This window comes from Ruegeria sp. BHSC037 (assembly GCF_059613045.1).
This window is the reverse complement of sequence record NZ_JBXWRT010000017.1, coordinates 56,298-79,291: the sequence shown is the minus strand read 5'-3', so window position 1 is coordinate 79,291 and position 22,994 is coordinate 56,298. Positions and strand designations below refer to the sequence as shown.

The 22,994-nt window shown below is 61.0% G+C and carries 23 protein-coding genes and 1 tRNA gene; 15 read left to right on the top strand and 9 right to left on the bottom strand.

Annotated features, from left to right (window positions below; translation table 11 throughout):
- Positions 1 to 229: 229 nt before the first annotated feature.
- The 10 genes from iscR to AC2FMN_RS15795 all read left to right on the top strand — a co-directional run bounded on the left by iscR (position 230) and on the right by AC2FMN_RS15795 (position 8,038).
- Positions 230 to 688 carry a Fe-S cluster assembly transcriptional regulator IscR gene (gene iscR, locus AC2FMN_RS15840; protein ID WP_496689335.1) on the top strand — a complete coding sequence of 153 codons (459 nt, stop codon included), beginning with the start codon at positions 230 to 232 and terminating at the stop codon, positions 686 to 688.
- Between the two features lie 51 nt (positions 689 to 739).
- Positions 740 to 1,783 (top strand): cysteine desulfurase family protein, encoded by a 1,044-nt coding sequence (locus AC2FMN_RS15835; protein WP_496689333.1) that lies wholly within the window; start codon positions 740 to 742, stop codon positions 1,781 to 1,783.
- 18 nt (positions 1,784 to 1,801) lie between these two features.
- Positions 1,802 to 3,322, top strand: a complete 1,521-nt coding sequence (sufB, locus tag AC2FMN_RS15830; RefSeq protein ID WP_496678328.1) for a Fe-S cluster assembly protein SufB — start codon at positions 1,802 to 1,804, stop codon at positions 3,320 to 3,322.
- A complete protein-coding gene (locus tag AC2FMN_RS15825) occupies positions 3,322 to 3,519 on the top strand; it encodes a hypothetical protein (RefSeq protein ID WP_496689331.1) in 198 nt (65 codons plus the stop codon). The genes sufB and AC2FMN_RS15825 overlap by 1 nt, the downstream gene beginning before the upstream one ends.
- Positions 3,520 to 3,567: 48 nt before the next feature.
- Positions 3,568 to 4,323, top strand: a complete 756-nt coding sequence (gene sufC, locus AC2FMN_RS15820; RefSeq protein ID WP_496678332.1) for a Fe-S cluster assembly ATPase SufC — start codon at positions 3,568 to 3,570, stop codon at positions 4,321 to 4,323.
- Positions 4,323 to 5,603, top strand: coding sequence for a Fe-S cluster assembly protein SufD (sufD, locus tag AC2FMN_RS15815; RefSeq protein WP_496689330.1), 1,281 nt, complete (start codon positions 4,323 to 4,325; stop codon positions 5,601 to 5,603). The genes sufC and sufD overlap by 1 nt, the downstream gene beginning before the upstream one ends.
- Positions 5,603 to 6,088 (top strand): YIP1 family protein, encoded by a 486-nt coding sequence (locus AC2FMN_RS15810; protein ID WP_496678335.1) that lies wholly within the window; start codon positions 5,603 to 5,605, stop codon positions 6,086 to 6,088. The genes sufD and AC2FMN_RS15810 overlap by 1 nt, the downstream gene beginning before the upstream one ends.
- Positions 6,085 to 6,651, top strand: coding sequence for a Yip1 family protein (locus AC2FMN_RS15805; RefSeq protein WP_496678336.1), 567 nt, complete (start codon positions 6,085 to 6,087; stop codon positions 6,649 to 6,651). Before AC2FMN_RS15810 ends, AC2FMN_RS15805 begins: the two co-directional genes overlap by 4 nt.
- A gap of 12 nt (positions 6,652 to 6,663) precedes the next feature.
- On the top strand, positions 6,664 to 7,884 hold the full coding sequence (locus AC2FMN_RS15800) for a cysteine desulfurase (protein WP_496689329.1): 1,221 nt from the start codon (positions 6,664 to 6,666) through the stop codon (positions 7,882 to 7,884).
- A 77-nt stretch (positions 7,885 to 7,961) separates the two neighbouring features.
- A tRNA-Arg gene (locus AC2FMN_RS15795) sits at positions 7,962 to 8,038 on the top strand.
- Positions 8,039 to 8,176: 138 nt separating this feature from the next.
- Here AC2FMN_RS15795 and mepK read toward each other — a convergent pair.
- Positions 8,177 to 8,746 (bottom strand): peptidoglycan L,D-endopeptidase MepK, encoded by a 570-nt coding sequence (mepK, locus tag AC2FMN_RS15790; protein WP_496678339.1) that lies wholly within the window; start codon positions 8,744 to 8,746, stop codon positions 8,177 to 8,179.
- A 343-nt stretch (positions 8,747 to 9,089) separates the two neighbouring features.
- Between mepK and AC2FMN_RS15785 the strand changes: the two genes are divergently transcribed.
- From AC2FMN_RS15785 to AC2FMN_RS15770, 4 genes are read left to right on the top strand one after another with little or no spacing between them, the layout of a single operon-like run.
- Entirely contained in the window at positions 9,090 to 10,700 is a 1,611-nt protein-coding gene (locus AC2FMN_RS15785; RefSeq protein ID WP_496689327.1) for a L,D-transpeptidase family protein, read from the top strand.
- A 34-nt stretch (positions 10,701 to 10,734) separates the two neighbouring features.
- A complete protein-coding gene (gene lpxD, locus AC2FMN_RS15780) occupies positions 10,735 to 11,826 on the top strand; it encodes a UDP-3-O-(3-hydroxymyristoyl)glucosamine N-acyltransferase (protein WP_496689325.1) in 1,092 nt (363 codons plus the stop codon).
- Positions 11,827 to 11,858: 32 nt separating this feature from the next.
- Entirely contained in the window at positions 11,859 to 12,116 is a 258-nt protein-coding gene (locus AC2FMN_RS15775; protein WP_149774345.1) for an acyl carrier protein, read from the top strand.
- A gap of 9 nt (positions 12,117 to 12,125) precedes the next feature.
- Complete coding sequence (locus tag AC2FMN_RS15770; protein WP_496689323.1) at positions 12,126 to 13,334, top strand: beta-ketoacyl-[acyl-carrier-protein] synthase family protein; 1,209 nt, start codon at positions 12,126 to 12,128, stop codon at positions 13,332 to 13,334.
- Between the two features lie 46 nt (positions 13,335 to 13,380).
- Here the strand turns inward: AC2FMN_RS15770 and AC2FMN_RS15765 are convergent, their stop codons facing one another.
- On the bottom strand, positions 13,381 to 13,974 hold the full coding sequence (locus AC2FMN_RS15765) for an invasion associated locus B family protein (protein ID WP_496689321.1): 594 nt from the start codon (positions 13,972 to 13,974) through the stop codon (positions 13,381 to 13,383).
- A 430-nt stretch (positions 13,975 to 14,404) separates the two neighbouring features.
- On the opposite strand from AC2FMN_RS15765, the gene AC2FMN_RS15760 reads away from it, so the two are divergent.
- Complete coding sequence (locus AC2FMN_RS15760; protein ID WP_496689319.1) at positions 14,405 to 15,952, top strand: helicase HerA-like domain-containing protein; 1,548 nt, start codon at positions 14,405 to 14,407, stop codon at positions 15,950 to 15,952.
- A 15-nt stretch (positions 15,953 to 15,967) separates the two neighbouring features.
- Here the strand turns inward: AC2FMN_RS15760 and AC2FMN_RS15755 are convergent, their stop codons facing one another.
- From AC2FMN_RS15755 to AC2FMN_RS15725, 7 genes are all read right to left on the bottom strand, one after another.
- Positions 15,968 to 16,222 (bottom strand): hypothetical protein, encoded by a 255-nt coding sequence (locus AC2FMN_RS15755; protein ID WP_149774341.1) that lies wholly within the window; start codon positions 16,220 to 16,222, stop codon positions 15,968 to 15,970.
- Between the two features lie 161 nt (positions 16,223 to 16,383).
- Complete coding sequence (locus AC2FMN_RS15750) at positions 16,384 to 17,697, bottom strand: branched-chain amino acid ABC transporter permease (RefSeq protein WP_496678351.1); 1,314 nt, start codon at positions 17,695 to 17,697, stop codon at positions 16,384 to 16,386.
- Positions 17,694 to 18,704, bottom strand: coding sequence for a branched-chain amino acid ABC transporter permease (locus tag AC2FMN_RS15745; protein WP_496689317.1), 1,011 nt, complete (start codon positions 18,702 to 18,704; stop codon positions 17,694 to 17,696). Before AC2FMN_RS15745 ends, AC2FMN_RS15750 begins: the two co-directional genes overlap by 4 nt.
- Before the next feature lie 208 nt (positions 18,705 to 18,912).
- Positions 18,913 to 19,242, bottom strand: coding sequence for a hypothetical protein (locus AC2FMN_RS15740; RefSeq protein ID WP_496689315.1), 330 nt, complete (start codon positions 19,240 to 19,242; stop codon positions 18,913 to 18,915).
- A 687-nt stretch (positions 19,243 to 19,929) separates the two neighbouring features.
- The gene (locus AC2FMN_RS15735) at positions 19,930 to 20,760 is read right to left on the bottom strand and encodes an ABC transporter ATP-binding protein (protein ID WP_496684081.1); all 831 of its coding nucleotides are present in this window, start codon (positions 20,758 to 20,760) and stop codon (positions 19,930 to 19,932) included.
- Complete coding sequence (locus tag AC2FMN_RS15730) at positions 20,757 to 21,545, bottom strand: ABC transporter ATP-binding protein (RefSeq protein WP_496689314.1); 789 nt, start codon at positions 21,543 to 21,545, stop codon at positions 20,757 to 20,759. The genes AC2FMN_RS15735 and AC2FMN_RS15730 overlap by 4 nt, the downstream gene beginning before the upstream one ends.
- 129 nt (positions 21,546 to 21,674) lie before the next feature.
- A complete protein-coding gene (locus AC2FMN_RS15725) occupies positions 21,675 to 22,856 on the bottom strand; it encodes an ABC transporter substrate-binding protein (protein WP_496689312.1) in 1,182 nt (393 codons plus the stop codon).
- Positions 22,857 to 22,994: the final 138 nt, after the last annotated feature.

Genomic DNA, 22,994 nt, shown 5'->3' with positions numbered 1-22,994 from the left:
TAGCGGCCTTCCAGGCGGCCTTCAGGTCCGGGAAAAATCACCTCGGGCATGTGTGCGGTTGTCCTGTCTTTTTCTCGCGGGCGCCGCGATATACTTGACGGTTATCGTCAGGCACCTTAGAACGGTTCTAATTGAGTATCGCAGCGTGAACACGCTGTCCGACGGAGATACGCATTGACTGCGGCGACGTCAATGTTTTCACGCGGTTCACGCCGGAAGGATCGAGGAAATGAAGCTGTCCACCAAAGGTCGTTATGCGATGGTTGCGCTGGCCGACATCGCGCTTCAGCCCGCCGACACCCTGGTGACGCTGGGTGAGATTTCTGAGCGTCAGGACATCTCGCTTCCTTATCTGGAACAGTTGTTCGTCAAACTGCGCCGCGCCGATCTGGTCGCATCGGTGCGCGGGCCGGGCGGCGGCTATCGTCTGGCGCGGCCAGCATCTGAAATTCGAGTAGTCGAGATTCTGTCGGCCGTCGATGAGACCGTGGACGCCATGCACAAGGGCGCTGGGGCGTCTGGGGCGTCTTCCGGCAGCCGGGCGCAGTCGTTGACCAACCGCCTTTGGGAAAGCCTGAGCGCCCATGTCTACGTTTTTCTGCACCAGACCCGGCTGTCGGATGTCATCGAGAACGAACTGGCGCCTTGTCCGGCCGTGCCTAGCCTGTTTTCTGTCGTGGATGATTGATCGGATGAGACAGGCCATGCAACCTGAACGCCTGCCGGAAAAGGTGACTCCATGAAACGTGTTTACCTGGATCACAATGCCACGACCCCGCTGCGCCCCGAGTCGCGCGACGCGATGATCGCGGCGATGGATGTCTGCGGGAACCCGTCCTCGGTCCATGCCGAGGGGCGTGCGGCCAAGGCGATCATCGAAAAGGCGCGTGCGCAGGTGGCGGCGGCGATTGGGGCTGATGGGGCCGATATCGTGTTCACATCTGGGTCGACCGAGGGGGCGGCGCTGGCCTTGGAAGGCCGCGACCTGCACGGCGCGGCGATCGAACATGATGCCGTAAGGGCCTGGATCGTAGAAGATTTGCCGGTGTCGAGTAAAGGCGCCGTCAACGTGGCCGACCCGGCCCGTTCCACCTTGCAACTCGCGAATTCCGAAACCGGTATCATTCAGGCCTTGCCCAAGGGTCTGGCCGTCACCGATGCAACGCAGGCGTTTGGGAAACTGCCCATCGCCTTCAACTGGCTGGATGTGCAGATGGCGTTGGTCTCGGCGCACAAACTGGGCGGGCCAAAGGGCGTTGGTGCCGTGGTCATGAAACGCGGCACCGATTTGGAGGCCCGGATCAAGGGCGGTGGCCAGGAAATGGGGCGCCGGTCGGGGACGGAAAATGTCATTGGAATCGCGGGGTTCGGCGCTGCGGCTGAAGCGGCGGCGCGGGATCTGGCAAACGGAGTTTGGGAAAAGGTTGCAGAACTTAGAAATATTCTAGAAAAGGCTCTTGAGGCTGGTTCTAAATCTACTATTTTTGTCGGGAAAGATCAGGATCGGTTGCCCAACACCCTGTGCTTTGCGACGCCCGGCTGGAAGGGCGAAACGCAGGTGATGCAGATGGATCTGTCGGGCTTTGCGATCAGCGCCGGGTCGGCCTGCTCCAGCGGTAAGGTAAGGGCAAGCGCGGTACTGACTGCGATGGGATATGACGAGGCCACGGCGGCCAGCGCGGTACGCGTTTCGCTGGGCCCCGAGACGAGTGAAGAAGACGTGCTGCGTTTTGCCGAAACGTGGCTGGAAAAAGAGAAAAAGCATCGCGCGCGGGCCGCGTGATCTGACGGAGGGTGGAACATGGCCGCTTTGGACCAGACCCAAGTAAAAGAAGGTGTCGATCAGGAAACCGTTGACGCGGTGCGCGAGGTCGGAACCTATAAATATGGGTGGGATACGGATATCGAGATGGAGTATGCGCCCAAGGGCGTGAACCCCGATATCGTCAAACTGATCTCGGAAAAGAACGAAGAGCCCGAGTGGATGACCGAATGGCGTCTGAAGGCCTTCGAGCGCTGGACCCAGATGGAAGAGCCCAAATGGGCCATGGTCCATTATCCTGAAATCGACTTCCAGGACCAGTATTACTATGCGCGGCCCAAGTCGATGGAGACCAAGCCCAAGTCGCTGGACGAGGTCGATCCCAAGCTGCTGGCTACTTACGAAAAGCTAGGTATCCCTCTGAAAGAGCAGATGATTCTGGCAGGCGTCGAAGGTGCCGAGGATGCCCCGGCCGAGGGCCGCAAGGTCGCCGTGGATGCGGTGTTCGACTCGGTTTCGGTTGGCACGACGTTCCAGGCCGAGCTGAAGAAGGCCGGCGTCATTTTCTGCTCGATCTCTGAGGCGATCAAAGAACACCCCGAGCTGGTCAAGAAATATCTGGGTTCGGTGGTTCCGGTGTCGGACAATTTCTATGCCACGCTGAACTCGGCCGTGTTCTCGGATGGGTCGTTCGTCTATGTGCCGCCCGGCGTGCGCTGCCCGATGGAGCTGAGCACCTATTTCCGCATCAACGCCGAAAACACCGGCCAGTTCGAGCGGACGCTGATCATCGCCGACAAGGGCTCGTACGTGTCCTATCTGGAAGGCTGCACCGCGCCGCAGCGTGATACCGCGCAGCTGCACGCTGCGGTGGTCGAGATCATCGTCGAAGAAGACGCCGAGGTTAAATATTCGACCGTCCAGAACTGGTTCCCGGGCGATGAGAACGGCAAAGGCGGCATCTACAACTTCGTGACCAAGCGCGCCGATTGTCGGGGCGACCGGTCCAAGGTGATGTGGACCCAGGTCGAGACCGGCAGTGCCGTGACCTGGAAATACCCGTCCTGCATCCTGCGCGGCGATGACAGCCAGGGTGAATTCTACTCGATCGCCATTACCAACAATTATCAGCAGGCCGATACCGGCACCAAGATGATCCATCTGGGCAAGAACACCAAGTCGCGCATCGTGTCCAAGGGCATCAGCGCGGGCAAGGCCCAGAACACCTATCGCGGGCTGGTGTCGATGCACCCCAAGGCCAAGAACAGCCGGAACTATACGCAGTGCGACAGCCTGCTGATCGGCGATAAATGCGGGGCGCACACCGTTCCGTATATCGAGGTCAAGAACAACAGCAGCCGTGTCGAGCACGAGGCCACCACCTCGAAGGTCGATGAGGATCAGCTGTTCTATTGCCGTCAGCGCGGCATGGATGAGGAAGAGGCCGTGGCGCTGGTGGTCAACGGGTTCTGCAAGGACGTGCTGCAGGCGCTGCCGATGGAGTTTGCCATGGAGGCCCAGCAGCTTGTCGCGATCTCGCTGGAAGGCTCGGTCGGCTGATGGCCCGCTCGCCGCGCAACCGCAGGTGTGATGTCCTGACCGCAGCGTCTTATGCGCTGCCGGTTCTGGGCGGCTTGCTGGGCGCGACCTATGTCAACGTCAACTACACCGATTTCATCAACCCGGTCTGGGCGATCGGCGGCGGGGCGGTCCTGGGATGGATCGCGGCGCGGTTGCTGCGCAGAGTGCCGGGATAGGAACAGATTGGGGCCGGCGCGTCCCTACGATACGCAAAAGGACAAAAAATGCTGGAAATCAAGAACCTGCACGTCAAGCTTGAGGAAGAGGAAAAACAGATCCTCAAGGGCGTGGATCTGACGGTCGAGGCCGGTAAGGTACATGCAATTATGGGGCCGAATGGCTCAGGCAAGTCGACGCTCAGCTATGTGCTGTCGGGCCGTGACGGGTACGAGGTGACCGAGGGTGCGGCCACGCTGGATGGCGCAGACCTGCTGGAGATGGAGCCGGAAGAGCGCGCCGCGGCGGGTCTGTTTCTGGCGTTCCAGTACCCGGTCGAGATCCCGGGCGTGGGCAACATGACCTTCCTGCGCACCGCCGTGAACGCCCAGCGCAAGGCGCGCGGCGAGGAAGAACTCTCTGCTGCGGATTTCCTCAAGCTGGTGCGCGAAAAGGCCAAGTCGCTGAAAATCGACGCCGACATGCTGAAGCGCCCCGTGAACGTTGGTTTCTCGGGTGGTGAGAAGAAGCGCAACGAAATCCTGCAGATGGCGATGCTGGAGCCCAAGATGTGCATCTTGGACGAGACCGACTCGGGCCTTGACGTGGATGCGATGAAGCTGGTGGCCGAGGGCGTGAACGCGCTGCGCGACGAAGGCCGCGGGTTCCTGGTGATCACGCACTATCAGCGCCTGCTGGACCACATCAAACCCGACGTGGTGCACATCATGGCCGACGGCCGGATCGTCAAGACCGGCGGGCCCGAGCTGGCGCTGGAAGTTGAAAACAACGGTTACGCCGACATTCTTGCCGAGGTGAACTGATGGCTTTGCCCGACGTGAAACAAACCGCGACCGAGGCGTGGCTGGCCACGCTGCGCATGCCCGAAGCCGGCTGCACCCGCGAGGCACGCGAGGCGGCCTTGGCCCGACTGCGTGCCATGGGTCTGCCCGGGCGGCGCGACGAGTATTGGAAATATACGCGTCCCGATACGCTGAACTCGCCCGAGGCCCCGGCGGCCGAGGTGTTCCACACCGACGAGCCGATGGTCTTTGACGGGTTCGACCGCCTGAAGATCGTCTTCGTCGATGGTGTGTTCAGCCCCGAGGACAGCGATGACCTGACGCTGGAAGGCGTGAGCATCGACCGGCTTGAGGATATATGCTGCAAGGACATCCATTGGGCCAAGCAGCTGTATGGCGTGCTCGAAGAGCGGGGCCAGACCCCGGTTCAGCGCCCGCTGGCGGCTCTGAACACCGCCTTTGCGCAGGACGGCGTGGCGATCCACGTGACCGGCAAGCCGTCCAAGCCGATCAGCCTGATCTATCGCCACGAATCCGAAAGCTCGGATGCGATCCTGCACCACGTGATCCGTGTGGAAAGCGGTGCCGAGGTGACAATCCTTGAGAATGGTCCTGCTGCCTCGCGGTTCAACAAGTGCATCGAGATCGACATTGCCGACGGCGGCACGCTACACCATGTGCGGGCGCAGGGCAGGGATCATCAGCGCCGCGCCGCTACGCATATGTTCACCCGGCTGGGCAAGAAGTCCGTCTATAAATCTTTCACCCTTACCGTGAATGGCGTGCTGACGCGCAATGAACAGGTGGTTGAGCTGACTGGCGACGATGCGGTGGCTCATGTGGCCGGCGCCTGTGTGGGCGATGGCGACTTCCACCATGACGACACGGTGTTCATCACCCATGACGCGGTGCACTGCGAAAGCCGCCAGGTGTTCAAAAAGGTTCTGCGCAACGGCGCGACCGGCGTGTTCCAAGGCAAGATCCTCGTCAAGGAAGGCGCCCAGAAGACCGACGGCTACCAGATCAGCCAGTCTTTGCTGCTGGATGATGACAGTCAGTTTCTCGCCAAGCCCGAGCTTGAGATCTATGCCGACGACGTGGCCTGTTCGCACGGGTCGACCTCGGGCGCGATCGACGAGACCGCACTGTTCTACCTGCGCTCGCGCGGGGTTCCGGCCAAGGACGCAACGAATATGTTGACGCTGGCCTTTTTGGCCGAAGCCGTGGAAGAGATCGAAGACGACGCGCTGGCCGAGGACATCGTCTCGCGGCTGGAAGGCTGGTTGGCGCGGCACAGCTGATGCCGGTGACCACCGATATCGTTGCCACCTATCGCGGCCCTGGCCGCGTGGTGCGCCGTCTTCTGGAGATGGGTCCGCGCGAAGACCGTGCGTTGGTCTTCGTCATGGCCTTCTGCGTGATCGGCTTTGTCGCCCAGTTGCCGGGGTTGGCGCGTCGGGCCCATCTTGAGGGGCTGGATCTGAACATGCTGATGGGCGGGGCCTTGCTGGGCTCGGTATTTATGCTGCCGCTAATGTTCTACGCTCTTGCGTGGGCATCCGGCGGAATCGCCCGGCTGCTGGGCGCGCCGATCACATCCTACAGGGCGCGGGTTGCGTTGTTCTGGGCGCTTCTGGCGTCGTCGCCACTGGTTCTGCTGAATGGCTTGATTGCCGGCTTCATCGGCCCCGGTCCGGTACTGACGGGGGCCGGCCTGCTTTGGGTTGCGGTTTTCGTGTGGTTCTGGTTTTCGGGTCTGGCACAGGCATCGAGGACTGCAACATGAACAGCGCCTTTCTGGGCAACCTCGCCATTCTGACCCTCGCCAATCCGGCCGAGGCCGCGCGTCGGCTGCTGGCGTCCATTCCTCCACGCGAAGTGCTGTGGATCGCACTGGCGCTGGTCGTGGTTCTGAACGCCTTGGCGCAGTCAGCATCGACGCTGGTCTTCCCGGCGCTGGATCCGTCGCTAAGCATGACTTTTGAACCGGTCGTGCAGTCGTTGGCGACTTCGGCCGGGGCATTGGCGCTGAGCATTTTCGCCTTTCTATTTGTCGGGCGGATGTTGGGCGGAACCGCCAGTCTGGATGGGATCATGGTTCTGATGATCTGGCTGCAATTTCTACAGATTTTGGGTCAGCTGATCATCTTCGTGGTGGTTCTGGTGATGCCCGCGATGTTTCTGATGCTGGTCCTCGCCATGAGCCTGTACAGCCTGTACATCAGCCTGCATTTCGTGAATCAGGCGCATCAGTTTCATTCGTTGGGCAAATCCTTCGTGGTGATTCTGATCTCGGGGCTGCTGGCTATTCCGTTCGTTCTGATGATGACCCCCAGCGGGCCGGTCTAGGGAATCTTGTCCATGTATGATGTCCAGAAAATCCGCGCTGATTTCCCGATTCTTTCGCGGCAGGTGAACGGGAAACCCCTGACCTATCTCGACAATGGGGCGTCGGCGCAGAAACCCCAGGTGGTGATTGATGCGGTCACCAACGCCTATGCGCACGAGTATTCGAACGTGCATCGCGGATTGCACTATCTGTCGAACTTGGCCACCGAGAAATACGAAGCCGTGCGCGGCACCGTCGCGCGGTTTCTTGGGGTGGCCGACGAGAACGAGATCGTGCTGAACTCGGGGACGACCGAGGGCATCAATCTGGTTGCCTATGGCTGGGCCATGCCGCGGATGCAGGCCGGCGACGAGATCGTTCTGAGCGTCATGGAGCATCATGCCAACATCGTACCCTGGCACTTCCTGCGCGAACGCCAAGGTGTCGTTCTGAAATGGGTGGATGTGGATGCCAACGGCGCTCTGGACCCGCAGGCTGTGATCGACGCCATCGGGCCCAGGACCAAACTGGTGGCAGTTACGCATTGCTCGAACGTTCTGGGCACGGTGGTCGACGTCAAGGCGATCACCGAAGGCGCCCATGCCAAGGGCGTGCCCGTGCTGGTCGACGGCAGCCAGGGCGCGGTGCACATGCCCGTGAACGTGCAGGACATTGGCTGCGATTTCTACACCATCACCGGGCACAAACTGTATGGGCCTTCTGGATCCGGTGCCATTTTCATCAAGTCCGAGCGGATGGCGGAAATGCGCCCCTTCATCGGCGGCGGCGACATGATCAAGGAGGTCTCGAAGGAGGCAGTGATCTACAATGATCCGCCGATGAAGTTCGAAGCCGGAACGCCGGGTATCGTGCAGACCATCGGTTTGGGTGTCGCGCTGGACTACATGATGGATCTGGGCATGGAAAACATAGCCGCGCACGAGGCGGGCCTGCGTGACTATGCCATGCAGCGGCTGGGTGGGCTCAACTGGCTGCAGGTGCAGGGAACCGTGCCGGACAAGGCGGCGATCTTCAGCTTTACGCTGGATGGCGCAGGTCATGCGCATGACGTGTCGACAATTCTGGACAAGAAAGGTGTCGCCGTCCGCGCCGGCCACCATTGCGCCGGACCGTTGATGGATCACCTGGGCGTCACCGCAACCTGCCGCGCCAGCTTTGGCCTATATAACACAAAGGACGAGGTCGACACTCTGGTCGAGGCGCTGGAACTGGCGCATGATCTTTTCGCCTGATCCGGCCGGAAATTGCATTCCGGTCCGTGCAAAATCCGGTTGCACCCGGATCGGAACGAGGTTAGCTAACGGCCAACGCACCTGTAGCTCAGCTGGATAGAGCGCTGCCCTCCGAAGGCAGAGGCCAGAGGTTCGAATCCTCTCAGGTGCGCCACTTCCGAGAACCATGATAGCAAATCCGGAAACGGAACGCGTGCGCCTGCCGTCTCGTATGGCGATTGGGCGGGGGGCAAAACAAAAAGCCCCGGGCGCGGGGGCTCCGGGGCGGCAGGTGGAACACCGGGCTGTGGCTTCAGCCGCGCCAAGTGCGGACGTCACCACAATCCATATGCACGAAATTCGAGCGGTAGTACTGACCAACACCGCCGGCACGGCAGGACATGGCCGCTTTGGCCATCTGCGACACAGAGCGCGATGCCAGTCGCAGATCCGCAGCTTGGCCTTTCATATGCAGTGAATTGCGCGCGACACCTCGCGAGCGGCGGCGCAGCATCGCATTTGTCTGCGGCGACCGATAGCCCGAAAGAAGCATGTAAGGCTCATTTACGTCCAACAGGTTGTGTGCGGCGGCCATGATGTCGATGGTGCGCAGGTCGATGTTGGTAGACTGATCTGTGCGCCAATCGCGCATGAAATGATTGATCTCTTTCACGGCGTCTTTGATGTATTTCCCATCGACCCAGTAGATCATGTCGATGCGTTCGCCGGTGCGCCCGGAATACATGCGGATGCGACGGATGTCACCGCCACCGCGGAGAAATCCTGCTGCATTCGCGTAGGTCGGTGCTGCGGTTACGGCCGTTGCCGCAAATGCGCCCAGAAGGGCACGTCGGGTGATTCCCGATGCACTGCTCTTGGTCATTTCGTGTTCGTCCCGTACTGTTCCTGCCTGCACACGATGTTACGCGCGCTTTCTTAATTTAATTCCATCCCAGATGCCGAAATGTATGCCACACCGGGATTCGGTGGCCAAGAAGTCTTTGGGTCGCAGGTACGCCACGGGGAATTTTCGGCAAATTTTTGCGCACGTGATGCAAAATTCACCCGCTTGCGTGTTTCGATGCCTCAAAGATGCAAGCGCGCATCACGCCGAAGCCGATCCGCCCGATCCGGGCTTTGTGAATGGACAATTCGCCACCCGCTGACCAATACTTGGACGGCTCGGGAAATGGTTGCGCAAGTTGTTGATTGAATTGAGGTACGGAATGAATTTCATCCATGGGAAAACACGTCGGTTGCTGATGGTTGCCGGTCTCGTGCTTGCGGTTGGGCACACCCCGGCCACGGCACAGGACGCGGTACAGACCGCATTTCGGATGGCAGTTGCGGAAAGCACGCTTCGCCAGGACGAAATCGCCGCGTTTTATCGGTCTAATGGGTTTTCTTCGATCTGGGTCGGTGACGGGCCCGAGTATGTCGCGCGGCGTACGGCGCTTATCAAGGCCCTGTCCTCGGCGCATCTACACGGCCTGCCAACCGGAACCTATGACGTCGAAGGCCTGCTGGCGCGGATGGAAAACGCGCGGACGCCTCGCGAACTTGGTGCGGTCGAAGCGGCGCTCAGCCTCGCATTTGTCCGGTACGCACGCGACGTGCAATCGGGCGTTCTGCGCCCGTCCGAGATCGACGACGGCTTGGTGCGTCCCGTGGCCGTGCGACCGGCATCCGAGCACCTGTCGGCCATGCTGGCTGATGACGAAGGAGCTTACGTATCGCAACTTGCCCCGCGATCCAACCAATATCGCGCTCTTATGAAGCAGAAGCTGGCTCTGCAGGAGTTGATCCGCCATGGAGGTTGGGGGCCGACCGTACCCAACGGGAAATACGAACGCGGCGCAAGCGGGGCCGGGGTTTTGAAACTGCGTAACAGGATGGTTTCGATGGGCTTCATGAAGCCGTCGGCCAGCCCCGTCTACGATGACGCGATGGTTTCGGCGGTGCAGGCCTTTCAGCGCGCGCATGGGCTGGAACCCGACGGAGTCGCCGGGCAGGGCACGGTGGCCGAGATCAACAGGTCCCCCGCCGACCGCCTGAAATCGGTCATCGTCGCGCTCGAGCGCGAGCGTTGGCTGCCGGCTGATCGCGGTGAGCGGCATATTCTGGTCAACCAGGCGGATTTCTCGGCCAAGATCGTTGACGAAGGGCGCGTCACCTTTGAAACCCGCGCCGTAATCGGCAAAAACACTCATGATCGCCGCAGTCCCGAGTTTTCGGATCAGATGGAACACATGGTGATTAATCCCAGCTGGCACGTGCCACGGTCGATCATCACCAAGGAGTATCTGCCGAAACTGCGGGCCAACCCCAATGCCGTACGCCATCTGGAAATCACCGACCGGCGGGGGCGACAGGTGGACCGCGGGGCCGTAGATTTCAACCAGTTCTCGGCCAGAAGCTTTCCCTTTGCCATGCGCCAGCCGCCGGGGCAGAGCAACGCCCTTGGATTGGTCAAGTTCATGTTCCCGAACAAATACAACATCTACCTGCATGACACGCCGCAAAAAAGCCTGTTCGCGCGCGAGGTCCGGGCCTTTTCCCACGGATGCATCCGTCTGGCTCAACCGTTCGAGTTCGCCTATGCGCTGCTGGCGCGGCAGGAAGAGGACCCCAAGGCGTTTTTCCACCGGATCCTGAATACCGGCAAGGAAACAAAGGTGGATCTGGACCAGCCCGTTCCGGTGCATCTGATCTACCGCACTGCTTATATCGCGCCGAAGGGCGATGTGCAGTATCGTCGCGACGTCTATGGCCGGGATGCTAAGATCTGGGACGCGCTGCAAAAAGCGGGGGTGGTCCTGCCCGACGTTCAGGGGTAATCACGGGGCAGATCCTGTCACGAGGAAGCCCGCGATGCAGTTTACCTTGCAGCAAATCGCCAACGCCCTGGGGGCGCCGGCCGAAGGAAACACCAGCCTGACGATCCTGCGGGCGGCCGAACCGGCCGACGCCGGTCCTACCGATCTGGCCATGGCGATGGCACCGAAATATGCCGAGGCTCTGGCAAAGGGTGCGGCGCGTTGTGCCGTGGTGTGGGAAGGCGCCGACTGGAAGGCCATGGGCCTTGAGGGCGCAATCTTCGTGACCCGCCCGCGCATGGCGATGGCGGGCATCACCACGATGCTGGACCGGGGGCAGGGTGTCGAGCCCGGCGTGCATCCCTCGGCCGTCGTGGATCCGACCGCCGAGCTCGGCGAGGACGTCTCGATCGGCCCGCTGTGCGTCATCGGCCCGCGCGCGCGGATCGGCGCGGGCTCCGTGATCGGTGCGCAATGCCATGTGGGTATGGATGCGGTTCTGGGCGAAAACTGCCTGCTGCGCGAGATGGTCAGCATCGGCGCGCGCGCGGTGATCGGAGACCGCTTCATCGCCCAACCCGGCGCCCGGATCGGCGGCGACGGGTTCAGTTTCGTCACGCCCGAGGTCTCGGGCGTTGAAAACGTGCGTAAGACGATGGGAGATGCCGGCGACGCCAAGGCCCAAAGCTGGCTGCGTATCCATTCGTTGGGCGCGGTCGAGATCGGCGACGATGTCGAGGTCGGCGCCAACTGCACCGTCGACAACGGCACAATCCGCAACACCGTGATCGGAAGCGGGTCGAAACTCGACAACCTCGTGCATGTGGGCCACAACACCCGGGTCGGGCGCGACTGCCTGCTGTGCGGCCAGACCGGCGTGTCCGGCTCGGTCGAGATCGGCAACAACGTGGTTCTGGGCGGGCAGACAGGCGTCGTCGACAATATCTTCATCGGAGACGGGGTGATCGCGGGCGGCGGAACCAAGATCCTGTCGAACGTGCCGGCCGGGCGTGTGATCATGGGCTATCCGGGCGTGAAAATGTCCACGCATACCGATATCTACAAGGCACAGCGCCGCCTGCCGCGCATCGCGCGTGACGTTGAGGCGTTGAAAAAGGCGGTTTTCAAACAGCCGCCGAGCGACTAAATCAACGCCAACGCGACAATCAGGGGAATGACATGAGCATCAGCGACCGCGTCATCGCAATCATTGCCGAGCAGGCCGTGCTGGAGCCATCGGACGTGACGCCCGAAAGTACGCTCGAGGATCTGGGGATCGACAGTCTGGGCCTGGTTGAAAGCATCTTCGCGATCGAGGAAGAGTTCGACATCTCCATCCCGTTCAACGCCAATGAACCCGAGGCCAGCGATTTCGACATCTCGAACGTGGCGGCGATCATTGCTGGCATCGAAAAGCTCGTGGCGGAAAAGGTCTGACACGAGGCCATGAAACGGGTTGTCATCACCGGCGCGGGCACGATCAACGCGTTGGGCCATTCGGTGCCCGACACGTTCGAGGCCATGCGCGAAGGTCGCTGCGGGATTTCCGAGCTTGAATTTCGCGATGTCGAACGCCTGGCGATCAAGATCGGCGGGCAGGTGCGCGGGTTCGAGGCCGAGGGCCGTTTCAACCGGCAACAGATGTCGCTGTACGATCGTTTTACCCAGTTCACCTTGACCGCCGCGAAGGAGGCGATCGATCAGGCTGGCCTCACGTTTCATGGCGACCTGGCGGCGCGGTCGGGCGTTGTGCTGGGAACTGCCGGGGGCGGCGTCTCGACCTGGGATGACAACTATCGCTCGGTCTACGAGGACGGCAAAAACCGAGTGCATCCCTTCGTGGTGCCCAAGCTGATGAACAACGCGGCCGCAAGCCATGTTTCGATGGAACATAACCTTAAGGGCCCCAGCTTTACCGTTTCCACAGCCTGTGCGTCGTCGAACCACGCGATGGCACTGGCCTTCCAGATGGTACGCAGCGGCGCGGCGCCGGTGATGATTACCGGCGGCTCGGAATCCATGTTATGTTTTGGCGGCGTCAAGGCCTGGGAAGGGCTGCGGGTGATGTCCAAGGACGCCTGCCGCCCGTTCAGCGCCAACCGCAACGGCATGGTTCAGGGCGAAGGTGCCGGAGTTTTCGTGTTCGAGGAATACGAAAACGCCCGCGCCCGTGGCGCCGAAATCCTGTGCGAGGTCGCGGGTTTTGCCATGACGTCGGATGCCTCGGACATCGTGATGCCCAGCAAACAGGGCGCCGCGCGCGCCATGGCGGGTGCCTTGAAGGATGCCGGGCTGAACGCCAGCGATGTCGGTTACATCAACGCCCACGGCACCGGAACCGCCGCCAATGACAAGACCGAATGCGCCGCAGTGGCAGATGTGTTCGGCCCGCATGCCGATGAGCTTATGATTTCGTCGACCAAATCCATGCACGGGCACCTGATCGGCGGCACCGGGGCGGTGGAGCTTCTGGCCTGCATCATGGCGCTGCGAGATGGCATCATCGCGCCTACGATCGGCTATGAAGAGCCCGACCCCGAATGTGCCCTGGACGTGGTGCCGAACGAGGCGCGCGAGGCCAATGTCGACGTCGTTCTGAGCAACGCCTTTGCCTTCGGCGGGCTGAACGCGGTGCTGGCCCTCAAACGGATATGAAAAAGCCGCCCCAAAAGGCGGCTTTGCCGATCCAAGCGTGTCCGGATCAGTTCTGGTTGATCGGCAGGCCGTCGAAGCCCGAGGTGAAACCCGACAGCGACATGTCCATGTTGATGATCTGATCCGGCGCGCGGGCCGGAACCAGTGACAAAACGGCCTTCGACCCGGCCTTCATCGCGTCGATGTCGCCTTGCGTCAGCCCCAGCTGCGCCACGCAGCCGACGGGAACGCAGTGGTGATAATTATACAGTTTGCGCGGCGCGCCATCGACCGAAATCGCCAATTGTGCCTGCAGAAGGGTTTCCAGAGGAACGATGACATTCGCCCAGGCGACTGCGGCACCGCCTTCGGGCAGCTTGCCGATGGTGATCTCGGCAATCGGTTCGCCCTGAGGGCCGTTCAGGATCTGGACCATGGCACAGGGGTCATTGCCTTCCTGCGCCTTGATGCAGGACACCTCCCAATCGCCGGACTTTTCCCTGATGTACTGTTCGCCCACCCGCGGACCGGTTTCGCCCAAATCCAGGTCCGAGCCGGTGGGGGCCGGGGTTTCCGACCCGCTCGATGCTTCCTGTGCCAGCGCCGGACCGGTCAGGGCGACACCCGCCAACAGGGTCAGTGGAAGAAGTTTCTTGATCATGTCTGCCTCATGGTGCTCAAACAGCGTTTGCCTTCGTCTAGCATCCAACACGGGCGGTGTCAGGCGGAAAACTCGCCCAGCGGCGCACGCCAAACGGATTTCCGCCGATTGGTACAGGTATGGTCATCAAAGGAAAAGGGAGCCGCTCGTCCGGCTCCCTTCGATCGATGTATCTCCCCGTCGGACTGGCCGACTTAGTTATGCGGGAACGTTACGAGAGGCAGCCGCAGCGGTCAACTGCTATCGTAGATTTTTAATGCGGTATCAGACAGAAAACTCCACCGGACAAAAAAAGGCTGTGCCCGAAGGCACAGCCAGTCGACAGGGAGGAAGTTTGCATCCCATCCGGGATGCCAAATCAACTATGGCAGTCAAAGGTTAAGTTAGTATGGTGGCCTCAGATCGGTAGGTTTCAGGGGTTTGCAAAAGTATGACGGACGAAATTTTCATCGGCGGTGGTGGCAAGGACTATACGCAGCCGCAAGGCCTGCGCCTGAAATATGCCAACCGGCACGGCTTGATCGCGGGTGCGACGGGGACGGGCAAGACCGTGACCCTTCAGATCCTTGCGGAAGGCTTTTCCAAGGCCGGGGTGCCGGTGTTCCTGTCCGACGTCAAGGGTGATCTGTCTGGCCTGGCCAAGGCTGGAAGCCCCGATCACAAGCTGCATCAGGCCTTCATGGATCGCGCGGCGCGGATCGGGTTCTCGGACTATGCCTATGAGCGCTGTCCGGTGACGTTCTGGGACCTGTTCGGCGAACAGGGCCACCCGGTGCGTACCACCGTTTCCGAAATGGGGCCGCTGCTGCTGTCGCGCCTGATGGAACTGAGCGAGGCGCAGGAGGGCATCCTGAACATCGCGTTCCGCGTCGCCGACGAGGAGGGCATGCCCCTGCTTGACCTGAAAGACCTGCAGGCACTGCTGGTCTGGATCGGGGAAAACCGCGCGCAGCTGTCTCTGCGGTACGGCAACGTGTCGACAGCCTCGATCGGCGCGATCCAGCGCCGGTTGCTGGTGCTCGAGAACCAGGGCGGCACGAACCTGTTCGGCGAACCAGCGCTGGAGCTGGCCGATCTAATGCGGAACGATGAGACCGGGCAGGGCATGGTCAACATCTTGGCCTCGGACAAGCTGATGGGGTCGCCCCGCCTGTATGCGACCTTTCTGCTGTGGCTGCTGAGCGAATTGTTCGAAGAACTGCCCGAGGTCGGCGACCCCGAGAAACCCAAGCTGGTTTTCTTCTTCGACGAAGCGCATCTGTTGTTCGACGACGCGCCCAAAGTTCTGATCGACAAGGTCGAGCAGGTGGCTCGCCTGATCCGGTCCAAGGGCGTGGGGGTGTATTTCATCACCCAGAACCCCGCCGACATCCCCGAGGACATTCTGGGCCAACTGGGCAACCGGGTTCAGCACGCGCTGCGCGCCTTCACCGCGCGCGATCGCAAGAATTTGCGGCTGGCCGCGGAAACCTATCGCGAGAACCCGGAGTTCGATACCGAAACCGCGATCCGCGAGGTGGGCGTGGGTGAAGCGTTGACCTCGATGCTCGAGAAAAAAGGCGTACCCGGCATGGTGCAGCGGACCCTGATCCGCCCGCCCGGTTCTCAGCTGGGGCCGATCGCCCCGGCCGAGCGTCAGGCGGTCATGGCGAACTCTCCCATGGCCGGAAAATACGACACGTTGCTGGATCGAAAATCAGCGTTCGAGATCCTGAGAGCGCGCGCCGCGCAGGCCGCGAAGGAGGCCGAGGCCGCCGAAGACGAAGAACAGGTGGAACCTCAGAGCCCGGCCGACCGCGAGTATGCCTCGGCCCGGCGGTATAGCGGCAGCCGTGTCGGGCGATCATCCGCGCGAAGGGGTCGAAAACAGGACAGTTTCGCCAGTGCCTTGGGTGAGGCCGTTATCAAGGAGCTGAAGGGAACCACAGGCCGCCGCATCGTGCGCGGCATTCTGGGCGGCCTGTTCCGAAACCGTTGAATCCAGGTGGTGATGTCAGCGCCCCAGACGGCGCTGGCCTTCCTGCTGGCAATAGGCATCCGCCTCGGGGACGCTCATCTTGGTTGCCGGAAAGTCAATCGCACGATCCCAGTCGACCCGGTCCTGCCTGTACAGCTGACAGGTGACGACGCCCTTGGGTGTCTGAACCTTGACTGGGGTTGTTTCGAGGTCGCGGGGCGATGGAATGCATCCGGCCAGAACGGCCAGCCCGGCCAACAGCACGGTTGATTTGACGGTCGTGGAAGTCATGGTGTTCCAATACTCTAGAGGTCTGGGTTGGTATCCGCTGGTGGTGCGGGCGGCGGCTGAAAGATCGGACGCGCCTGATTTTCCTATTCATTTCCCGGCCCGGAATCAACAAGCCGCGCCAGAAGGCCGGCGCGGCTTGTGCAATTTGCAGGCGCTGGCGCCTATTTCTCGGGGATCAGGCCCCTTGGACTGAATCTGAGAACAATAAGCAGGATCAGGCCCATCGTGAACAGGCGCATATGGGCCGCACTGTCCAGAAGATGCGTCTTGAGCGCGCTGCCGTCCGGCATACCGGCGGTTATCAGATCCATCAACCACAAACCGATCGGTTCGACCTGCACCCACAGGAACCAGATCAGAAACGCCCCAAGGACCGAGCCGAAATTGTTGCCCGATCCACCGACGATCACCATCACCCAGACGAGGAACGTGAACCGCAGCGGCTGATAGGCGCTGGGGGTCAACTGCCCGTCCAACGTGGTCATCATCGCCCCGGCAATGCCGCAGATGGCCGAGCCCAGCACGAAAATCTGCAGATGGCGGCGGGTGACATCCTTGCCCATGGCCTCGGCCGCCACCTCGTTGTCGCGGATGGCCCGCATCATGCGGCCCCACGGGCTTTTGAGCGCCATCTGAGCCATCCACAGCAGGACCAGCAGCACGACGAGGAACAGGAAGGCATAGCCGGTCTTGACCCACAGCGTCGATGCGGTGACCGGGTCCAGGCCCAGACCCGCGGCACGTTCGACAAAGGACGGATCGCTTTGCAGGTCGATCTCATAGCCCACGAACGGGGTGGGGCGCGGGATGCCATAAACGTTCTTGACGCCGCGCGCCAGCCAGTCCTCGTTCTTCATGATGGCAATGATGATTTCAGCGATGCCCAGCGTGGCAATGGCCAGGTAATCCGACCGCAGCCCAAGGGCCGTCTTGCCGATCAGCCATGCGGCTCCGGCGGCCAGAAGGCCACCGGCGGGCCAGGCCAGAAGCACCGGAAGGTTCAAACCGCCGATATTGCCGGCCACTGCGGGGTCGATCGCCTCGACGGCTGCGACGCTGGGGTCGAACACGGCGCGATACACGAAGAACCCGACGACGAGGATCGCAATGATCGCAAGCGTTTGAGTGCGTCCCTTGGGCAGTTTTCTGGCCGCCATGACCGCCGCAACCACGGTGGCCGCCCCCAGCAGAAGCGCAAGCACGATCCCGTACCCGCCGGCGGACCAGGCTCCTGGCGTCGGCGGGGTCGAGACCAGAACCACCGCCAGCCCGCCCAAAGCGACAAAGCCCATGACGCCGACGTTGAACAGGCCGGCAAAGCCCCATTGCAGGTTCACCCCAATCGCCATGATCGCAGAAATCAGGCCCATGTTCACGATCAGGATCGCCGTATTCCAGCTTTGCATGAAGCCGGTCAGCAGGATCAGCCCGCCGACCAGTGCAAACAGCAGGGTGTTCTTGACCGTTTCGCTCATACCGCTTTCCCCTTGAACAGGCCCGTGGGCTTGAACAGCAGCACGATCAGCAGAATGACGAAGCTGACCGCGAATTTGTAATCAGTTGACAAGAGCTGCACCAAACCCGACGGCTCAAGGTTTTCGGGCAGAAGATAGGTCAGGACCTTTTTCCAGGCATAGGTGATGGTCACCTCGGAAAAGGCGATGATGAATCCACCGGCGATGGCTCCGATCGGATTTCCTAGCCCGCCGACGATGGCCGAGGCAAAGATCGGCAGCAGCAGTTGGAAATAGACGAACGGCTTGAAGCTTTTGTCCAGCCCGTACAACACGCCCGCCGTGGTTGCCAGCGCGGCGACGATGATCCAGGTGATCATCACCACGCGTTCGGGGTTGATGCCGGACAGCAGGGCCAGATCCTCGTTGTCGGAATAGGCGCGCATCGACTTGCCCGTGCGGGTCTTGTTCAGGAACCAGAACAGCAGTGCCACGGCCACAACGGCCACGATTACGGTAAGGCCTTGCGAGGTTTTGATAGCAAGCCCCTCGTTCAATCCGGTCAGAGCCTTGAAATCCCGCGCGGAGATAAGGAATCGCGCGCCATCGGAAAACCGCTGGTCATCGGGGCCGATGATGAACCGCACCAAGCCGTTCATGATGAACATGACGCCCATGGATACGATCACCAGAATGACGGGTTTGGCCTTTTGATCGCGATAGAAGCGATAGACCAGCCTGTCGGTGATCAGTACCAGCGCGATGCAGCCCAGAATGGCAAAGGGCAGGGCCAGCAGCGCAGTCGGCAGGGGGCCGAACCCGATGCCCGCGGCCTGGAAACCCCAGGTGACCAGCACGGCGATCATGGCGCCAAAGGCCATCGTGTCGCCATGGGCGAAGTTGGAAAACCGCAGGATGCCATAGATCAGGGTGACCCCCAGCGCCCCAAGCGCCAACTGGCTGCCATAGGCAACCGCGGGCACGATCACAAAGTTCGCAAGCGCGACAAACGCGTTCAGTAGATCCATTATTTTCTTCTCACTGTCCGGGTGCGGCTTTATGGCATGACGCCGGCGAAAGACACAACAATTTGGAACAGGATTTTTACAGTTTTGTGCAGGTTTTCATGCGGTTTGATAGACTTCGAACACACGAGCATAGGCACTTCGGCTCCCCCCAAAGAAAAAGACCGCGCCGGAGGGGGCGGCGCGGTCGCTCTGCCTGCTGAGGGGGGACTCAAGCGTTTGTTTCCGTGCAGGACCCGTGACCGTGTTCCGCATGAGGGCCCTTGACGCTCAGGTCATAGCTCATGTCCTCGAAAGGGACCACGACAGTCATGACGTCCTGGTCTTCGATATGGACGAAGGTCATGCTTCCGAGTCCTTTGAAGACCATCGCTTCGCCGGCAATGACCTTTGTCTGTATGCTTCCCTTGTCGCCTATGGGATCGCGGTTCAGGCGCACTTCGCTCCCGTCGCGATCGGAAATGCAGACAAGGTGGCGTTCTTCCGCGGCAGCCATGCTTGCCGCAAATGTGATGGTCGCCAAGGCGAATATTGATTTCATGTTTTTCTTTCGGGCTGGTTGTGGTGGAGTCAGGAGCCGAGCAAGGCGCATTGCCCGTGATCTTTCCTCATCGCAGGGCGATGTTCGGAAACACCGAACGTCATGCCGGGCTTGTTGAGGATCATCGAGACGGCCCAATCGTCATTTGCGATCGGATAGGTCGTGTTGTGAAGGTCGTCTGGAAACTGGTCATTGTGGATATCCCGTCAATTTCAATGGAACTTTCATCGGGGTCCAGAGTGTGCCTGAACGTTTATTCCGCGCCACCCGCTATGAACATGCAGGTGAAGCTTTCATCATGCGCAAGAAGCGCGGTCGGAAAACAAGCGGGCGGGCCGAAAACTCGTAACGTTTTCACGGTTGGCATCCTTGGGGAAAACTCGGTTTAGCGGACTCGCCCGGTCTGTTTCCGGGCGAATGCAGTGGGATGGATATTTGCCGACTGTGGCGTCAATCGAGCAATCGCAACGCATTTCAATTCAGATGCTCGTTTTGCACTCTCGGGCGCGGCGTCAGGAAAAAATAAGGGAATCAGGTGGATGGCGCAGTACACTGTGTTGCAGGCGCAGTAAGGTCAAGTTTGCTGACCCGTTTTGGTCATCATTTCTTCAGATTGCAGTTCCACAAAAAAGGGCCGGGCTCAACCAGCCTCGGCCCTTTGATATCAGCCCAGACGAGTCTGCTCGATCAGCCACCCAAAAACGATTTGCGCACCTCGGGGTCGGCCAACAGCTCTTTGCCGGTTCCGGTATAGGCGTTACGCCCCTGAACCAGCACATAGCCCTTGTCGGCAATCTCGAGTGCCTGGCGGGCGTTCTGTTCCACCATCAGGATCGGCAGGCCGGTGCGCGAAACTTCGATGATGCGGTCGAACAACTCGTCCATCACGATTGGCGAAACGCCCGCGGTGGGTTCATCCAACATCAGCACCTTGGGCTTTGTCATCAGTGCCCGGCCCACGGCCACCTGTTGCCGCTGCCCACCCGACAGTTCACCGGCGGGTTGGTTGCGCTTGTCCCGCAGGATCGGGAACAGCTCGAAAACCTGCTCCATCGTGTCCGAGAAGTCGTCGGTGCGGATGAAGGCCCCCATCTCGAGGTTCTCCTGAACCGTCATCGAGGTGAAGATGTTCGAGGTCTGCGGCACGAAGCCCATGCCCTTGACCACCCTGTCCTGCGGGCTGAGGTTGGTGATGTCCTCGCCATCCAAACGCACAGAGCCCGAGCGCACATCCAGCATCCCGAACACTGCCTTCATCGCGGTGGATTTGCCGGCGCCGTTGGGGCCGACGATTACGGCGATCTCGCCCTTGTCCACCGAGATGGTGCAATCGTGCAGGATGTCGGGGCCCTTGCCATAGCCGCCGGTCATGCTGTCGCCGATCAAGAATGGGCCACCGCCCACATATTCAGTCTTGCCGCTGACGCGGTGCGCCGGGGTCATGGTGCCCATGCCGCGGGTATTGGTGATCGAGGCGTCTTTGTTGCCCTTGTCGTCCTGGTAGGGGTTGTCGCTCATGCCCCTGCCTCCAGCTTGTCCTTGTTCTTCAGGCCGGTGCCCAGATAGGCCTCGATGACTTGCTCGTTGGCCTTGATCTCGTCCAGCGTACCCTGCGCTAGAACCTTGCCCTCGGCCATGCAGATCACCGGATCGCAGATCTTGCCGATGAAATCCATGTCATGCTCGATGACCACGAAGGTATAACCGCGCTCTTTGTTCAGACGCAGGATCGTATCGGCGATGGTCATCAGCAGGGTGCGGTTCACGCCAGCGCCGACTTCGTCCAGGAACACGATCTTGGCGTCCACCATCATCGTGCGGCCCAGTTCCAGCAGCTTTTTCTGGCCGCCCGAGACCTGACCCGCCTTGTGATCGGCCAGATGTTCGATGGTCAGGAATTCCAGCACCTCGTCCGCCTTGGCACGCAGGGCGCGCTCTTCGTCGGCGATCCGCTTACGGCCGAACCAGGTGTTCCACAGCGATTCCCCCGACTGGTTGCCCGGCACCATCATCAGGTTTTCCCGGCAGGTCATCGAAGAGAACTCGTGCGCGATCTGGAAGGTGCGCAGCAGGCCTTTGTGGAACAGTTCGTGCGGGGGCAGACCGGTGATATCCTCGCCATCCATCCAGACCTTGCCGCTGGTTGGTGGCAAAACACCCGCGATCACGTTGAAAAGAGTTGTTTTTCCAGCCCCGTTCGGGCCGATCAGGCCGGTAATCGAGCCTTTTTCGATTTCCAGCGACGCCCCGTCCACCGCATGGAAACCGCCGAAATGCTTGTGCACGTCCTCGACGACGATCATGTGTTCCCCTGTCCGCGGCTTTCGCGGCTCTTCCTGTTGCCCCATTCCCGAAAGGGTGGCGCTTTTTGTCATTGAAACAGCCCGGACACAAGGCCCGGGCTGTCTGATCTCATGTGGTCAACCGAACGATCAACGGAACTTGACGGTCACGTTCTTGCCCTCCTGAACCTCGATCTCGCGATACGAGCCGGCGCTTTCACCCGGTCCGATCAGCTCGACGCCCGAAGCGCCGACATAGTCGATGTCCTGACCGGCGGCCAACAGTTCCAGTCCCTTGGCCAGTTCACCCGGATAGATCTTCTCGCCGGGTGCATTGGCAACCTCCATCACCTTGCCGGCATAGTCGGCCGGATTGGTCGAGCCCGCGGCCTGCATTGCCAGCATGAACAGCGCCGCGGCGTCATAGCTTTCGGGCGAGTAGGGCGACGAGCCGTCAAAACCAGCGGCTTCGGCCATGGCGAAATACTTCTCGGCGCCTTCACCGCCGGACCCGGCGATCTGACCGAACGAGCCGTTCAGGTCGGGGCCGACATTGGCAGGCAGCGAGTCACCGATCATGCCACCGGGCAGGCCAAACGTGTCGAACGCGCCGCTGTCCAGCGCCGACTGAATGATGCCAAGACCACCCTGGTCGAGATACCCGGCAACCACCAGGATGTCGCCACCGGCCGAGGCCAGCGCACCCACTTCAGCCGAGTAGTCGGCCTTGCCGTCTTCATGCGCGGCGACGATGGTCACTTCGCCACCCACCGCCTCGAACGACGACTGGATCGCGTCGGCCAGACCCTTGCCATAGTCGTTGTTGGTATAGGTCAGGGCGATGGAGTTGATGCCGCGCTCTTTCAGGATGTCGGCCATCACCTGACCTTCGCGTGCATCCGACGGGGCGGTGCGGAAGAACAGGCCGTTGTCCTCCATGGTCGACAGGCCCGGCGAGGTGGCCGAGGGCGAGATCATGACCATGCCGTTCGGAATGGCGACGTTTTGCAACACGGCGCCGGTCACGCCCGAGCAGTCGCCGCCGATGATGCCGGCCACGCCATCCGCAATCAGGCGTTCACCGTTCGAGGTGGCCAGACCATTGTCGATACAGCCGGTATCGGCGCGCATCGGGGTGACGGTGGATCCATCCAGCAGCTTGCCGGATTCGGACACTTCGGCGATAGCCAGTTCGGCGCCCGTGCCCATGGCCGGGGCCAGCGATTCAATCGGTCCGGTGAAGCCCAGCAGAATGCCCAGCTTGACGTCTTCGGCCATTGCGGCACCGGCCAGCAATGCGGTTGCTGCAGTTGCAGTAAGCAGCTTTTTCATAAGGTTACTCCCTGTTTGGAACGATGTCGTTCTGGCCCGACCCTAGGCAAGCTGTCGGAAAAAGAAAAGTCCTAACGAAGATGTGCCTTTGGTGGCGTTAACACTATTTGATTTGATGGGCTTGGCATGGGCCATCGC

Bases quoted from the DNA above. Each gene is read 5' to 3' on its own strand.
- sufD (WP_496689330.1), top strand. From the start codon at position 4,323: ATGGCTTTGCCCGACGTGAAACAAACCGCGACCGAGGCGTGGCTGGCC.
- AC2FMN_RS15835 (WP_496689333.1), top strand. From the start codon at position 740: ATGAAACGTGTTTACCTGGATCACAATGCCACGACCCCGCTGCGCCCC.
- AC2FMN_RS15825 (WP_496689331.1), top strand. From the start codon at position 3,322: ATGGCCCGCTCGCCGCGCAACCGCAGGTGTGATGTCCTGACCGCAGCG.
- AC2FMN_RS15740 (WP_496689315.1), bottom strand. From the start codon at position 19,242: ATGAAATCAATATTCGCCTTGGCGACCATCACATTTGCGGCAAGCATG.
- sufC (WP_496678332.1), top strand. From the start codon at position 3,568: ATGCTGGAAATCAAGAACCTGCACGTCAAGCTTGAGGAAGAGGAAAAA.
- AC2FMN_RS15745 (WP_496689317.1), bottom strand. From the start codon at position 18,704: ATGGATCTACTGAACGCGTTTGTCGCGCTTGCGAACTTTGTGATCGTG.
- AC2FMN_RS15770 (WP_496689323.1), top strand. From the start codon at position 12,126: ATGAAACGGGTTGTCATCACCGGCGCGGGCACGATCAACGCGTTGGGC.
- AC2FMN_RS15760 (WP_496689319.1), top strand. From the start codon at position 14,405: ATGACGGACGAAATTTTCATCGGCGGTGGTGGCAAGGACTATACGCAG.
- AC2FMN_RS15765 (WP_496689321.1), bottom strand. From the start codon at position 13,974: ATGATCAAGAAACTTCTTCCACTGACCCTGTTGGCGGGTGTCGCCCTG.
- AC2FMN_RS15755 (WP_149774341.1), bottom strand. From the start codon at position 16,222: ATGACTTCCACGACCGTCAAATCAACCGTGCTGTTGGCCGGGCTGGCC.
- AC2FMN_RS15735 (WP_496684081.1), bottom strand. From the start codon at position 20,760: ATGAGCGACAACCCCTACCAGGACGACAAGGGCAACAAAGACGCCTCG.
- lpxD (WP_496689325.1), top strand. From the start codon at position 10,735: ATGCAGTTTACCTTGCAGCAAATCGCCAACGCCCTGGGGGCGCCGGCC.
- AC2FMN_RS15775 (WP_149774345.1), top strand. From the start codon at position 11,859: ATGAGCATCAGCGACCGCGTCATCGCAATCATTGCCGAGCAGGCCGTG.
- AC2FMN_RS15805 (WP_496678336.1), top strand. From the start codon at position 6,085: ATGAACAGCGCCTTTCTGGGCAACCTCGCCATTCTGACCCTCGCCAAT.
- AC2FMN_RS15730 (WP_496689314.1), bottom strand. From the start codon at position 21,545: ATGATCGTCGTCGAGGACGTGCACAAGCATTTCGGCGGTTTCCATGCG.
- AC2FMN_RS15725 (WP_496689312.1), bottom strand. From the start codon at position 22,856: ATGAAAAAGCTGCTTACTGCAACTGCAGCAACCGCATTGCTGGCCGGT.
- AC2FMN_RS15810 (WP_496678335.1), top strand. From the start codon at position 5,603: ATGCCGGTGACCACCGATATCGTTGCCACCTATCGCGGCCCTGGCCGC.
- AC2FMN_RS15750 (WP_496678351.1), bottom strand. From the start codon at position 17,697: ATGAGCGAAACGGTCAAGAACACCCTGCTGTTTGCACTGGTCGGCGGG.
- iscR (WP_496689335.1), top strand. From the start codon at position 230: ATGAAGCTGTCCACCAAAGGTCGTTATGCGATGGTTGCGCTGGCCGAC.
- sufB (WP_496678328.1), top strand. From the start codon at position 1,802: ATGGCCGCTTTGGACCAGACCCAAGTAAAAGAAGGTGTCGATCAGGAA.
- AC2FMN_RS15800 (WP_496689329.1), top strand. From the start codon at position 6,664: ATGTATGATGTCCAGAAAATCCGCGCTGATTTCCCGATTCTTTCGCGG.
- AC2FMN_RS15785 (WP_496689327.1), top strand. From the start codon at position 9,090: ATGAATTTCATCCATGGGAAAACACGTCGGTTGCTGATGGTTGCCGGT.
- mepK (WP_496678339.1), bottom strand. From the start codon at position 8,746: ATGACCAAGAGCAGTGCATCGGGAATCACCCGACGTGCCCTTCTGGGC.